General features: G+C 66.9%; 13 protein-coding genes. 6 read left to right on the top strand and 7 right to left on the bottom strand.

Annotated features, from left to right (window positions below):
• Positions 1 to 70: 70 nt before the first annotated feature.
• Positions 71 to 589 carry a molybdenum cofactor biosynthesis protein B gene (moaB, locus tag ACCQ16_RS04645; protein WP_011346528.1) on the top strand — a complete coding sequence of 173 codons (519 nt, stop codon included), beginning with the start codon at positions 71 to 73 and terminating at the stop codon, positions 587 to 589.
• Positions 590 to 621: 32 nt separating this feature from the next.
• Positions 622 to 1,404, top strand: a complete 783-nt coding sequence (gene ppk2 / locus ACCQ16_RS04640; RefSeq protein WP_008578152.1) for a polyphosphate kinase 2 — start codon at positions 622 to 624, stop codon at positions 1,402 to 1,404.
• On the opposite strand, the gene ACCQ16_RS04635 is transcribed toward ppk2, so the two are convergent.
• The 4 genes from ACCQ16_RS04635 to ACCQ16_RS04620 all read right to left on the bottom strand — a co-directional run bounded on the left by ACCQ16_RS04635 (position 1,386) and on the right by ACCQ16_RS04620 (position 4,852).
• Positions 1,386 to 2,615 carry a hypothetical protein gene (locus ACCQ16_RS04635; protein WP_029818757.1) on the bottom strand — a complete coding sequence of 410 codons (1,230 nt, stop codon included), beginning with the start codon at positions 2,613 to 2,615 and terminating at the stop codon, positions 1,386 to 1,388. The two genes, ppk2 and ACCQ16_RS04635, sit on opposite strands and share 19 nt — an antisense overlap.
• A gap of 85 nt (positions 2,616 to 2,700) precedes the next feature.
• The gene (locus ACCQ16_RS04630) at positions 2,701 to 2,967 is read right to left on the bottom strand and encodes an acylphosphatase (RefSeq protein ID WP_008578150.1); all 267 of its coding nucleotides are present in this window, start codon (positions 2,965 to 2,967) and stop codon (positions 2,701 to 2,703) included.
• Positions 2,967 to 3,578, bottom strand: a complete 612-nt coding sequence (locus ACCQ16_RS04625; protein ID WP_065628016.1) for a TlpA family protein disulfide reductase — start codon at positions 3,576 to 3,578, stop codon at positions 2,967 to 2,969. Before ACCQ16_RS04625 ends, ACCQ16_RS04630 begins: the two co-directional genes overlap by 1 nt.
• Positions 3,575 to 4,852, bottom strand: coding sequence for a YihY family inner membrane protein (locus ACCQ16_RS04620; protein WP_008578148.1), 1,278 nt, complete (start codon positions 4,850 to 4,852; stop codon positions 3,575 to 3,577). The genes ACCQ16_RS04625 and ACCQ16_RS04620 overlap by 4 nt, the downstream gene beginning before the upstream one ends.
• Positions 4,853 to 4,963: 111 nt before the next feature.
• On the opposite strand from ACCQ16_RS04620, the gene wrbA reads away from it, so the two are divergent.
• Positions 4,964 to 5,560, top strand: coding sequence for an NAD(P)H:quinone oxidoreductase (gene wrbA, locus ACCQ16_RS04615; protein WP_033837399.1), 597 nt, complete (start codon positions 4,964 to 4,966; stop codon positions 5,558 to 5,560).
• Entirely contained in the window at positions 5,557 to 5,901 is a 345-nt protein-coding gene (locus ACCQ16_RS04610) for a DUF2069 domain-containing protein (RefSeq protein WP_008578146.1), read from the top strand. Before wrbA ends, ACCQ16_RS04610 begins: the two co-directional genes overlap by 4 nt.
• 222 nt (positions 5,902 to 6,123) lie before the next feature.
• On the opposite strand, the gene ACCQ16_RS04605 is transcribed toward ACCQ16_RS04610, so the two are convergent.
• A complete protein-coding gene (locus ACCQ16_RS04605) occupies positions 6,124 to 7,344 on the bottom strand; it encodes a glycoside hydrolase family 30 beta sandwich domain-containing protein (protein WP_277573170.1) in 1,221 nt (406 codons plus the stop codon).
• A gap of 510 nt (positions 7,345 to 7,854) precedes the next feature.
• Between ACCQ16_RS04605 and ACCQ16_RS04600 the strand changes: the two genes are divergently transcribed.
• The gene (locus tag ACCQ16_RS04600) at positions 7,855 to 8,340 is read left to right on the top strand and encodes an asparaginase domain-containing protein (protein ID WP_008578144.1); all 486 of its coding nucleotides are present in this window, start codon (positions 7,855 to 7,857) and stop codon (positions 8,338 to 8,340) included.
• Between the two features lie 4 nt (positions 8,341 to 8,344).
• Positions 8,345 to 8,818: a Cys-tRNA(Pro) deacylase gene (gene ybaK, locus ACCQ16_RS04595; protein WP_008578143.1), complete on the top strand. Its 474-nt coding sequence runs from the start codon at positions 8,345 to 8,347 to the stop codon at positions 8,816 to 8,818.
• Between the two features lie 198 nt (positions 8,819 to 9,016).
• Here the strand turns inward: ybaK and ACCQ16_RS04590 are convergent, their stop codons facing one another.
• Together ACCQ16_RS04590 and ACCQ16_RS04585 are read right to left on the bottom strand one after the other, a co-directional pair.
• Positions 9,017 to 10,714, bottom strand: coding sequence for a S8 family peptidase (locus ACCQ16_RS04590; RefSeq protein WP_014089473.1), 1,698 nt, complete (start codon positions 10,712 to 10,714; stop codon positions 9,017 to 9,019).
• A 342-nt stretch (positions 10,715 to 11,056) separates the two neighbouring features.
• Positions 11,057 to 12,466 carry a S8 family peptidase gene (locus ACCQ16_RS04585; protein WP_008578141.1) on the bottom strand — a complete coding sequence of 470 codons (1,410 nt, stop codon included), beginning with the start codon at positions 12,464 to 12,466 and terminating at the stop codon, positions 11,057 to 11,059.
• Positions 12,467 to 12,580: the final 114 nt, after the last annotated feature.

Raw genomic sequence — 12,580 nt, 5'->3', positions numbered from 1 at the left:
CAGCAGCTGCGTTGTGCGGCTTCACGCCGTGGTGCTGTACCCGGTCGTCCCGGCTCGCTAGGCTTGTGGCATGCCTTCCACTCTCGACTTCATTCCCCTGCGCCTGTGCGTGCTGACGGTGTCCGACAGCCGCACGCTGGCCGACGATCGCTCCGGCGATTACCTGGCCGATGCCCTCACCCACGAAGGCCATGTGCTGCACGAACGTGCACTGTGCCCGGACGACCGTTACCGCATGCGTGCGATCGTGTCGCGCTGGATTGCCGATGCGCAGGTCGACGGCATCCTGATCACCGGCGGCACCGGCTTCACCGGTCGCGACAGCACCCCGGAAGCGATCACCCCGTTGCTGGACAAGGTCATGCCTGGCTTCGGCGAGATGTTCCGCGCGATCAGCGTGGAAGAAATCGGTACCTCCTCGCTGCAGTCGCGCGCCTTTGCCGGGCTGGCCAATCACAGCTTCGTGTTCTGCCTGCCCGGCTCCACCTCGGCCTGCCGCACGGCCTGGGAGAAGATCGTGCGTGCGCAGCTGGATGCGCGCACCAGGCCCTGCAATCTGGCGACATTGCGTCCACGCCTGGGGCAATAGCCTGCGCGCTCTCCACTGTTGCTGGAACGCGCATGTCGCACCTGAAACGCAAGGCCTATAAAAAGTTGCTGGCGCCGATGCAGCTGGAGCTGGTGGACATGGCGCGCTGGTTGCGCCACACCAACCAGCGCGCCCTGGTGCTGGTGGAAGGCCGCGACACCGCCGGCAAGGGCGGCGTGATCCAGACCATCGCCAGCCATCTCAACCCACGCCAGTGTCGCGTGGTGGCGCTGCCCAAGCCCAACGACCGCGAAAGCACGCAGTGGTATTTCCAGCGCTATGTGACGCACCTGCCGGCGGGCGGCGAACTGGTGCTGATGGACCGCAGCTGGTACAACCGCGCCGGCGTCGAGAAGGTGATGGGCTATTGCACCGACGCGCAATACGACCTGTTCCTGGAGCAGGCGCCACGTTTCGAACAGATGCTGGTCGACGACGGCATCCTGCTGTTCAAGTACTGGTTGTGCGTGGACCAGGCCGAGCAGGAAAAGCGCTTTGCCGAACGCCGCGAAGACCCACTCAAGGGCTGGAAGCTCTCGCCGGTGGACCTGCAGTCACGCACCAAGTACGACGACTACACCGCCGCGCGCGAACGCATGCTGGAGGCGACGCATACGCCCGATGCACCGTGGACGCTGGTGGATTTCAACGACCAGAAGCGTGGCCGCCTGAGCCTGATCCGCGATCTGCTGGACCGGCTACCGGACACCGCAGTGCCCGACGAGCTGGTGCAGCTGCCGCCATTGCCCGGCAAGCTGCACAAGGAACGCTATGGCGTGCTGGAGCCGATCGACGATTACGCCGCCCAGTCCTGAGAGATTTCGTCGCTGGCCGCGGTGGCACGCGGTAGCGGGTGCAGGCCGGCCTGACGTTCGGCCTGCTCGGCCTGCAGCACCAGCTGGCTCAGGCGCTGACTGAACAATTGCATGAAACCGCGATGCAGCGGGCGCATCGCTTCCATGTAGTCCACATCGTCGGCCTGCGCACCGAGCGGGCTGCAGGACGACAGCAGCACTTCGTCCAGGCGCAGCGCGCTGTCGGGCAGGCGCACCAGCGCGGCGCGGCGCAGCCAGTCGCGCATGCCTTCGCGGTATTCGGCGGCCAGGATGTAGGCCACTTCGACCTGGTCCAGGTCCACATCCGGATTCCATGCCAGCACCTGGATCACCTGCGAACGTTCGTCCAGCATGCGACCTTCGGCGACCAGCGCATGCAATTGCTGCAGCAGGCGCCATTGCACGCCGGCGGCCTCGCGCTGGGCGGCCGGCATGGCCTCGATGGCCAGTGCCAGGCGCCGCGCAAACAACGCCGGCACCTCGGACAGCACGATCGGGCCGGCATCGGCGCCCAGCAGGAAACGTTCGGTACGCAGCGCGGCGGTGTCGGGAAGGTAGCCGTCCTGCAGCGGGCGCATCACGCCGTGGTCGAGCAGCGACAACACCACATCCAGCCAGTAACGGCGCTCCTGCTGCAGCGTGCGGTTGGCGGCAGCGTTGTGCCAGGCCTGACGCACATCGTCCAGACGCAGGATGCAGGACTGCGCATCCAGTCCGTCCCACGGCGCACGGGTGGCGTCGTTCGGGTCGAAGGTTTCCGCGCTGAGCATGCCGCCGCCGAAGCGATGCCAGGCTGCGCCACGCTGGGCGCCGGCCGGGTCCGGCCGGGCCGCGGCCATCGGAGCTGCCGTGGCCGGGCGCAGGAGTGCGGCGTAGGCATCGGCCCACGAATCGGGCAAGCGCGCCGACAGCGGGAAGCTTGCCGAGGGCTGACCCAGCCCCTGGCGTGCCAGACGCAGGCTCCACACCACTGCGCCGATCACGATGCCGCCAAAGATCCAGGCCAGCAGCCAGCTGGTTGCCGCCTGTCCGGTTGCTAGCACGCGGGTTTGCGGGTGCAGGAACAACAACCAGCCGCTGCCCAGCAGGACACCGAGATACAACCACGGCGCCAGCTGCGCCATCTGGCGGTGGCGGCGATGCGCGGGCAGGTCGTGCCCGTCGTTGCGGTCTTGAGATGGAGCGGCCATTACATTCCCCGTGCACGCCTGATCGCGTTGACAAGGTTATCGGCGAGGCAACCCAACTCTGTTGCCCCGCTTCAGTGACGCACGCTCACCCAGTTACAAAGTCTTCAGTCGGCGGAACCGCGCAGGCCGTGCGCGTGACCGCCGCAACCGTGGCAGCCGGCGGGCCCTGCCATAGCCATGCTTCCAAGGCGTCCAGCGCCGCCGCGCTACCGGCCGCGACCACTTCCACGCTGCCGTCGGCCTGGTTGCGGGCATGCCCGACCAGGCCGAGTGCGACTGCGCGCTGGCGGGTGGACGCGCGGTACCACACGCCCTGCACCACCCCGCTCACCACGAAACGCGCCGCCTGCATCAACCCGCCTTGCCGGTGATGCCGACGGCGGCCTCGATATCGCGTGCGGTCACCGGGCCAAGGAATTGCTTGGCGACCTTGCCGTCCGGGCCGATCAGGTAGGTCATCGGCAGGCCGCGCGGGGTGGCGAAGTCCTGTGGCGGCTGGTACGGGTCGAGGATGGCGATCGGGTACGACACCGGGTGGTCCTTCAAGAACGCCTGCATGTCGGCGCTGGTGATGTCTTCGTAGGCCAGACCCACCACCTCGACGGTGTCGCGCATGGTGTGCAGCGCCGACAGTTCGGGCATTTCCTTCAGGCACGGCGCACACCAGGTGGCCCAGAAATTCACCACCACCCATTTGCCGCGGTGCGCGGCCAGGTCGTAGGTCTCGCCGGTCACGGTCGGCAGCGAGAGCCTGGGCATCTGGGCGGTCTGCTGCACCACCGAGCTATTGGGCGGTGCAGCCGGGTCGGCCGGGGTGGCTGGCGTGGCTGGCGCCTGGGGCGTGGCGGCAGGCGCAGCGCCGTTGCCGGCAGCGGGAGTGGCCTCGCTGGCCGGCTTGCAGGCGCTCAGCAACAGCAGTGGCAACAGCAGCGCACAGGCGCTGCGGACAAGACGCACGGTCATGGAGGATCTCCGGGAAGGTGGGTGTAGAGGTCGCCGACCGGCTGCGCCAGCACGCTGCGCAAGGGTTGGCGCAGCTGTTCCAGCGCGGCGGCGGCGGCCTGGCCGTAGGCATCGTCGCGGCACGGCAACGGGCGGTCTTCGATCGGCACGCGCAGCTGGCAGTTTTCGTAGAGTTCGGCCAGCGGCACCACGTCAAGATCGCGCGCCAGCAGCCACTGCCCCCGCTCGTCGCGACGCAGCAGGCGGATGCGTTTGAGCTCGCACAGCAGTTCCTGCATCAGCGTGTCGGTGAGCATCGGCTCCAGCGCCAGGATGCGGTCTTCGTCCAGGCCATCGCCGTGGACGCGCGCCTGGCGGAACCGGCCGAGCAGACGCAGCAGGCCGTAAATCTCAAAGCCCGGCGGCAGCCGCATGGCCTCGGGCTGGTAGCGGAAGGCGGACATCGAGGAGGCCAGCGAGGCGCCCAGCAACACCGACACCCAGCTCAGGTAGATCCACAACAGCAGGATCGGCAGTGCCGACAGCGCGCCGTAGATGCGTTGGTAGGTCTGGAAATTACCCAGGTAAAAGCCAAACCCCCATTTGACGATTTCCATCAGGATCACCGCCAGCAGCGCGCCCGGCAGCGCATGCCGCAGCCGCACCACGTGCTGCGGCACCACCCGGTAGATCAGCACGATGCACACGAACTCCACCGCCATCGGCGCCAGCCGCCAGGCGAATTCGGCCAGCCACTGGCCCTCGGTGGTGCGGAACAGCGGCAGCGCGAACACGTAGGCCGCCATCGCCATGGAGGCGGCAGCCAGCATCGTGCCCAGCGTCAGCACCGTCCAGTAGATCAGGAAGCGCGTCACCTTGGGACGGGCGGCGGCAACCCGCCAGATGCTGTTGAAGGTTTGTTCGATGCTGTGCAGGGTGATCAGCAACGAGGCCACCAGCGCGACCATGCCGGCCACGGTGAACTTGCCCAGGTCTTCCAGCGAGCGATTGAGATAGTTCTGTACCGAGCGCGCCGCGCCTGGCACGAAATTGTTGAAGATGAAGTCGGTCAGCGCGTCCTTCCACTCGTTGAAGGCCGGAAACGCCGACAGCACGCCGAATACCACGATCGCCAATGGCACCAGCGCGAACACGGTGGTGTAGGCCAGCGAGGCGGCGGCCTGGAACAGCCGGTCGTCCAGGAAGCGGCGCCACAGAAAGCGCCCGAAACTCACCGTCCGCGCGCGGTCGCGCAGACGTTCTTTCCATTGGTGGAGTTTGTTCACGCGCGACATCGCGCAAGGGTACCCGATGCGCCGTCATCGCGGCCTTGCCGCAGCTGCGGCGTGCAGCAACAGGCTGGCTTGGCCGATACTGCGGCAACTCACACAGGCGGCAACGACACGATGGCGGAGATTCTGGTGCTGTATTACAGCCGGGGCGGTTCGGTGGCGCGGCTGGCGCGGCAGATCGCACGCGGCATCGGCGAAGTGCCCGGCATGAGCGCGCGGCTGCGCACCGTCCCACCGGTGGCTGCGGTCACCCAGACCAGCGCCCCGCCGGTCCCGGACGAGGGCGCGCCCTATGTAGACCGCGCCGATCTGGCCGACTGCAGCGGCCTGCTGCTGGGCAGCCCCACCCGCTTCGGCAACATGGCCGCACCGATGAAGCATTTCCTCGACAGCCTGGGCGCCGAATGGGCCAGTGGCACCCTGGCCGGCAAACCGGCTGGCGTGTTCACCTCTACCGCGTCGATGCATGGCGGACAGGAATCCACCTTGCTGTCGATGCACCTGCCGCTGCTGCATCACGGTTGCCTGATCGTGGGGATTCCGTTTACCGAAGCTGCGCTCAGCCATACCACCAGTGGCGGCACGCCCTATGGCGCCAGCCATGTCTCCGGCGCTGGCGGCGACCCGCAACCGAGCGAGGACGAAGCGCTGCTGGCGCGTGCGCTGGGCCGCCGGGTGGCCGATGTCGCACGGCGGCTGGCAACCCCGTGAGCGTGCGCGCCACGCACTGGCTGCTGAGCGCTGCGCTGCTGGCGCTGGCGGCGTTGTTTGCGGTGTGGTTCCACGACGACCCGCGCCCACTGGCCGCGCTCATCGTGTTCGTGCTGCCGGCCGCGCTGACCGGTGTACTGGCAGTGCGCAGCGCGCGTGCGCGCTTCTGGGCCGGTGTGTTTGCGCTGGGCTGGTTCAGCCACGGCGTCATGGCCGCCTGGAGCCAGCCGCAGGCACGTGGAATGGCGTGGATGGAACTACTGCTCGCCCTGGCCGTGGTGGGCCTGGTAGGTGGTCCCGGCATGGCGGCGCGCTTGGGCAGGAAGCGCCCGCCACGTTGATCGGCGAGCCGATCAAACCGTAGGCGCAGCTGCGCGATGCAGCTGCGCATGCAGCTAGCCGAGGTGGTCAGCCGCGACTACCCCAAGGCAACCACGACACCAACTTCGATCATCGTCAGGCGAACGCGGCCGGCGATCAGGTGGCATGCACAGCCTCCACTCTGGCCCGAGCGCGCCGTCCACGCCACCTGACGAGGACGTGCGGCGTTTCGGCGGCCGCTGTCAGTTTCCGACCAGCGTGGCCACGCTCTGCGGGTCGACATACAGCGAGGTCTTGCCGTTGACCACGCTGTAGTTGCCGCCGAACCCGACATTGAGCGTGCTCGAGGTGCTGTATTTGGCGAACTGCGTGGCAGTGCCGGAGGGCAGCGTCAGGTCCAGCCGCTGATGGCCGCTGCCGGTGTTGACCGCCACCACCACCAACTTGTTGTCCGGCGTGCGGTAGGCGGTCACCGAGACATCGCTGTACGGGTGTTCAGTGGCGCCCACGCGCACCGACCCTGGCCGCACGAAGCGTGCGAACTGCGACATTGCATAGCCGCGTTTGCTCACTGCGCCGTTTTCGCTGATGAGCCCGTAGCTACGCCGGATGTACCACCAGATGTAAGCGTTGAAATTGGCCGCCATGCTGGCGTGCAGTTCGCTGGCCACTCCCAGTGCCGACGGCCATGCGTTGCCATCGGTGTTGTCGGTGTAATGCTCGGTCATCCACACCTGCTTGCCCTTGCTACGCGCCAAGGCATAGTCGCGCGGCTTTGCGCCATACAGATGGCCGGCCACGATGGAGGTGGCCTGATTGGCCGTGGCGTTGTTGAGGACCGGGTCGGTGATGGAGAAGTTGAACCCCACCGACTCGCCGACGATGACCTTGAGGCTGCCGAACCTGCTGCCTTGGCTCACGAGATAATTGACGAAGTCGCTGCTGCTCCAGTCGGCCGATTCGTAATCCGGGTGCCAATCCGGCTCGTTTTGCAGGGAAATCGCATACAGCGGCGCGCCCTTGCCCGACATGTAATTGGCGAAATCCAGCAGATGCTGGGTGTAGGCGCCGTAATAGTTCGTCAGCAGCTTGCCGCCATTGGTCAGGCTGTTGTTGGACTTCATGTAAGCCGGTGGCGTCCAGGGGGTTGCGAACACCAGCCCGCCCAGCGCATGCACGCGCGTTGCCGTCGGCACCTGGGTGGCCCAGCCTGAGCTGGAGGGGTCGATGCGCATGCGCAGGATCGACAACCCGATCTGCCCGGTGCCGCTGCCGTAAGCCAGATCCACCTGCGCCGGTGTCAGGTCGTTGATCCAGCCGGCGCCATTCATGCCGCCGAACCCGCGCACCGTCTGGTAGGTCTGCGTGGGCGTGATCGTCACCGTCTGCGCAGCGGCATGGCCCGCCAGCAGCACAGCCATCGCGCAGGTAAGTGCGCGTAACATCAACAAGGACCTGTTCATGAGGCTCTCCGGGAAGGGAATGCCGACGGCATGCGTACCGACGGCTCGCCGACTATCGACCGCACAAATGTCAAGTCAATTTCCGTAATGTCTCTTTATTGAGTTCGTGACGTAGCACACGCGCCCGGCGCAGCGGAGCGGTGCGTGGATCACACTGCGTTTTGCGCTGCGGCATGTGGAGGCTGGGCACGGGCAACGCTGAAGCAACGCATTCAGTGGCAACTCCAGTTGCACGCTGACTTGGCGCAAGCACGCCAGGGGCAGGGCTACGCCAGCCTGCACGACACCCGCTGCCCTCGAACATGCAGGCACCCTTGGGCATGTCGGCGTGCGCCTGCGCCAGGCCATCTCAATCGGATGCAGCGCCGCCACATAGTCGGCAGCCAGGCGCCGGTCTTGCCCCCCGCTGGTCTATCGCGATGGCTAACGTACTGCCAGCCCCCTGGCCGGGCGGTATCATGGCGGCCCGCGCGCGGCCTGCGCCGCGTTAGCCCTACAGGATCCGCAGCAATGGAAGACCTCCTGATCGTCACCACCGGTGGCACGATCGACAAGATCTACTTCGACGACAAATCGGACTACCAGATCGGCGACCCGCAGATCGGACAGATTCTGAAAGAACTGGGCGTGACGTTTCGTTTTTCGGTGATTCCGATCATCCGCAAGGATTCGCTGCACATCACCGATGCCGACCGCGAACTGATCCGCGCCACCATCGCCGCCCAGCCCACCCGCCACGTGTTGATCACCCACGGCACCGATTCGATGGTGGAAACCGGCAAGGTGCTGCAGACGATCGCCGACAAGACCATCGTGATGACCGGCGCCTTGAATCCGGCGCGCTTTCGCGGCTCGGATGCCGAATTCAATATCGGTTGCGCGGTGGGCGCAGTGCAATCGCTGCCGTCGGGTGTTTATATCGCCATGAACGGCCGCATCTGGAATCCGCAAAAAGTGCGCAAGAACGTGGCCGCCAACCGCTTCGAATCGGTCTGAGTGCATGAGCAAGGCCACCCGCGCCACCAAGGCACTGGACGCGGCCGGCGTGGGTTATGTGCTGCATCCTTACGACTATCAGGCCGATGCCGATGCGAAGGGATTGCAGGCCGCACATGCGTTGGGCCTGCCGCCGCATGCCGTGTTGAAGACATTGATGGCATGGGTTGATGACAAGGCGGTGTGCGTGGTGATTCCATGCGACCGCCGGGTGTCGTTGAAAAAACTGGCCAGCGCCTACGGTGGCAAGTCGGCACGCATGATGGACGTGGCCGATGCCGAACGGCGCACCGGCTACAAGGTCGGCGGTATCAGCCCGCTCGGCCAGCAACGGCAGGCGCCGGTGCTGGTCGAAATCACCGCGCTGGACGCACCGGCGCTGTGGATCAACGCCGGCCAGCGCGGACTGCTGCTGGAATTGCCCGGCACCCAACTGGTGCATGCACTCGCCGCACGCGCTTGCGCGCTGTGCGAGTGAACGCGTAGACGCAATGCGCGCATGCCGCTTGGCATGCGCGTGACGCGTTTGGGACTTAACTCACGCGATGCCTCTCGACGGACCGCTTGCGTATTTCGATCTTCCGCCAGTGTCTTCGCACTTCACCCATGCACCACTGCCGCACCACAACACCATGTCGCGTGTTTCGGCACGGCAACGACGCCGCGCCGGCACCACTCAATACGCTGCCGTGACACTGACGCCGGAAAAGCCCAGCGTTGCCTTCAAGCGCACGTAATAGACGCCCGCGGCCGGCGCGGCCAGCGTGCAGCTGTCGCCATTGCCCGGCAACACGCTGCGGCAGCTGTACGCGGCGTCGGTCGGTAACGCACCGGCCCGTACCGAAAGGTCGGCATTGCCGCTGCCACCGGCGAGCGTGACCTTGAGCGAACGTGTGCCGGCCGGCACATTGACCTGGTAATACAGCGAGTCGGAAAGCGCTGCGCTCAGCCCGGTGCGTGCCACATTCCTGGCCAAGGTGGTCGACTCGATCACCGCCGCCACCGCGCCATCGGCATTCACCAGCCCTGCCCCGCAGCCCTGCGTGCAGGCGACCGGCATGGGCCGCGCGCTGGCCTTGAGCAGGGCTTTCACCGTTGCCGGCGGCAGCGGATTCAGGGCCACCGACTGCATCAACGCCACCACACCAGCCACATGCGGCGCCGCCATCGAGGTGCCGCTGTACACCGCATATGCCGCATTGCCCGGTGCCGTGGTGCCGGTATTGAGCGTGGACACGATCGATTGCCCGGGCGCGGCGATATCCACGCCCTTGCCGAAGTTGGAGAAGCCGGCCTTGGCGCCGGCCGAGGTGGTGGCCGCCACAGCGATCACGTTGGCGCAATTGGCCGGCACGCTGGTGGAGACGTCCAGATTGCTGTTGCCGGCGGCCACGACCACCGCGCTGCCGCGCGTGACCGCTGCGGTGATGGCGTTGTTCAACGTCGCCGAGCAGGTGCCCGTACCGCCCAAGGACAGATTGATCACCGTGGCCGGATTGGGGTTGGTCGGCACGCCGGAGACCTTGCCGCCGGACGCCCACACGATCGCATCGGCGATATCGGACATGTAGCCGCCGCAGCGGCCCAGCACCCGCAACGGCAGGATCCTGGCGTTGAACGCGGTACCGACCACGCCCACCGCGTTGTTGCCCACCGCCGCCACGATGCCGGCCACATGCGTGCCATGCCAACTGGAATTGGACGCCGACGCTCCGGGCCCGCATTCGTTGGCCGCGGCCCAGTCGCCCTGGTCGGCCGCGTTCGCATCGCGCGCCGTGCCATCGCGCGCCGTGGCCGGATCAACGATGAAGTCGTAGCCGGGCAGCACATTGGCTGCCAGGTCCGGATGATTGGTGATGCCGGTGTCGATCACTGCCACCACGATGCCCTTGCCGGTGGAACGGTCCCAGGCCGGACGGATGTTGAGGCTGGCGGCGGTCGCGCCCATCGCCCACTGCTGCGGCACGCCGGGGTCGTTGGGAACCAGCAGTGGCCGCATCAGGATGTCCACTTCCACGCGTTTGACCGCCGGGTCGGCGGCCAGGCGCCGCATCAGGCTTTCCGAATCCAGGCGGTCCAGCTTGCGGTCGGCCACCAGCAACATCGGCCCGCCACTGAGCCGGCGCGTGGCCGACAGGCCCAGCGCCTTCCCGCGCGCTTGCGGCACGGCACGCGCGATGTCGCCCCATGGCGCAGACAACCCGGTCGCCCGGCCGCTGCCGACGCTGTTCTTGTAGCTGACGATGAAGCGCTGATGGGTGCTGCTGGAATTCAATCCTTGCAGACTGACCTCGCCAGCGGCGGCATGAAACGTGCAGGACAACGCACAGACGAATGCAACGCGGCGCAGTGCGCCCACTGAGTGATACGGCATGACTCCATCCCTCCCCAAGGATCTTGCAACCCGGTTGGCAACGCACTGAAGCCACTGCGCTGCGCCGTGCCCGTTGCGCGTGCATGCAGATGTTGCATGCCTCACGTGGGCTGGCTATCGGCGTGCTACCGGGCGCACTGAAGGCAGCCATGCCGTGCTGGCACGCGCTTCATTCAGCCAGCGCTGGCGGCCCTGGCCGGCGGTGCGGCCATTACCGCTTCCCGAACGCACACTGCCCCGCGTAGAGCGGGGCAGTGCAGGTTTCAAAGCACCGACACCGGCGTCGGAAAAGACCCGACGCATTGCCGGCATCGCGCCGGCATCGCGGTCGTCGGCGCAGGTTTACGGGGTCTGGCTGACCGCGCCGGCCGCGTTGACGATGCCCGCGCCGCAGCCGCCCGAGCAGGCGCCCGGCAGCGGACGTGCGGTGTTCTTCAGCAGCGTTTCCACCGCCGCAGGCGTCAGCGGACGGCTGGCGACCGACTGCACCAGCGCCACCACGCCGGCCACGTGCGGGGCCGCCATCGAGGTGCCGTTGTAGCTGGCGTAGCTGGCCGAACCCGGCGTGGTGGTGCCGCTGTTCAAGGTCGACAGGATCGCCGAACCCGGCGCGGAGATATCGATGCCGGTGCCGTAGTTGGAGAAGCTCGAACGCGCGCCGGCCGAGGTGATCGATGCCACCGAAATCACGTTGGCGCAGCTGGCCGGGGTGAAGTTGGCCACGTTGGCATTGCTGTTGCCGGCCGCCACCACCACGGTGGTGCCGCGCGACACCGCGCTGTTGATGGCGTTCTGGTAACTGCTCGAGCAGCTGCCGCTGCCGCCCAGCGACATGTTGATCACTTCGGCCGGGTTGGCATTGGCCGGCACGCCGGACACGGTGCCACCCGAGGCCCACACGATCGCATCGACGATATCGGAGGTCGCGCCGCCGCATGCGCCCAGCGCACGAATCGGCACGATGCGCGCGTTGAACGCGGTACCGGCCACGCCGGTGCTGTTGTTGGTGACCGCCGCGATGGTGCCGGCCACATGGGTGCCGTGCCAGCTGGAATTGGCGGCCGACGTACCGCTGCCGCACTGGCCGGCCGTGGTCCAGTCGCCCTGGTCGGCCGGATTGCTGTCACGCCCGTTGTTGTCGCGTGCACGCGTGGCATCGCTGATGAAGTCGTAGCCCGGCAGCACGTTGGCGTTGAGGTCCGGATGGCTGGTGATGCCGGTGTCGATCACGGCCACCACCACGCCGGTGCCGGTGGCGGTGTCCCAGGCCGGGCGTACGTTGATGCTGGAGGAAGAGGTACCGAAGCCCCACTGTTCGGACAGGCGCGTGTCGTTGGGAGTCAGCACCGGGTACATGATCTGGTCGACTTCCACGTAGTCCACGCTAGGGTCGGCGGCGATGCGGCGCATCAGGGTTTCGGCGTCGGCGCGGTCCAGGCCACGGTCGGTCTTGAGCACTTCCGAACCCAGCGCCGTGCGGCGCACGTGGTTCAGGCCCAGCGCACGGCCGGCGCGTGCCGGCATCGCACCGGCAACCGAATTGAGCGATGCGCGCATCGAGGTCGGGCTAACCGCCGCACTGGAACCGTCTTTGTATTTGACGATGAAGCGGTCCAGGGTGGGCTGCGAGTCCAACCCGGACAGATTGACCTGACCGGCAAACGCCGGCACGGCCAGCAGCGAGGTCAGCGCGGAAACACCCAGGACTACCAGCGCGCGCGTGGGCGCACGACGTTGCGACACATTGGACATCGATCGTTCCTTATTGGAGAGGTACCGCAGCTGCGGCGAGAGGGCCGGCTCGTTGCCGCACGCTGCGGTTCGGAGCCGGAACTGCACGGGCGCCAGGCCCGTCGGGGCGACTGG

This window comes from Xanthomonas sp. NCPPB 1062 (assembly GCF_041481705.2).
GTDB lineage: Bacteria > Pseudomonadota > Gammaproteobacteria > Xanthomonadales > Xanthomonadaceae > Xanthomonas > Xanthomonas euvesicatoria.
The sequence above is the reverse complement of the archived record's forward strand: the minus strand, read 5'-3'. Positions and strand labels throughout refer to the sequence as shown.

Bases quoted from the DNA above. Each gene is read 5' to 3' on its own strand.
- ACCQ16_RS04590 (WP_014089473.1), bottom strand. From the start codon at position 10,714: ATGCCGTATCACTCAGTGGGCGCACTGCGCCGCGTTGCATTCGTCTGT.
- ACCQ16_RS04600 (WP_008578144.1), top strand. From the start codon at position 7,855: ATGGAAGACCTCCTGATCGTCACCACCGGTGGCACGATCGACAAGATC.
- ACCQ16_RS04620 (WP_008578148.1), bottom strand. From the start codon at position 4,852: ATGTCGCGCGTGAACAAACTCCACCAATGGAAAGAACGTCTGCGCGAC.
- ppk2 (WP_008578152.1), top strand. From the start codon at position 622: ATGTCGCACCTGAAACGCAAGGCCTATAAAAAGTTGCTGGCGCCGATG.
- ACCQ16_RS04625 (WP_065628016.1), bottom strand. From the start codon at position 3,578: ATGACCGTGCGTCTTGTCCGCAGCGCCTGTGCGCTGCTGTTGCCACTG.
- ACCQ16_RS04585 (WP_008578141.1), bottom strand. From the start codon at position 12,466: ATGTCCAATGTGTCGCAACGTCGTGCGCCCACGCGCGCGCTGGTAGTC.
- ACCQ16_RS04630 (WP_008578150.1), bottom strand. From the start codon at position 2,967: ATGCAGGCGGCGCGTTTCGTGGTGAGCGGGGTGGTGCAGGGCGTGTGG.
- wrbA (WP_033837399.1), top strand. From the start codon at position 4,964: ATGGCGGAGATTCTGGTGCTGTATTACAGCCGGGGCGGTTCGGTGGCG.
- moaB (WP_011346528.1), top strand. From the start codon at position 71: ATGCCTTCCACTCTCGACTTCATTCCCCTGCGCCTGTGCGTGCTGACG.
- ybaK (WP_008578143.1), top strand. From the start codon at position 8,345: ATGAGCAAGGCCACCCGCGCCACCAAGGCACTGGACGCGGCCGGCGTG.
- ACCQ16_RS04605 (WP_277573170.1), bottom strand. From the start codon at position 7,344: ATGAACAGGTCCTTGTTGATGTTACGCGCACTTACCTGCGCGATGGCT.
- ACCQ16_RS04635 (WP_029818757.1), bottom strand. From the start codon at position 2,615: ATGGCCGCTCCATCTCAAGACCGCAACGACGGGCACGACCTGCCCGCG.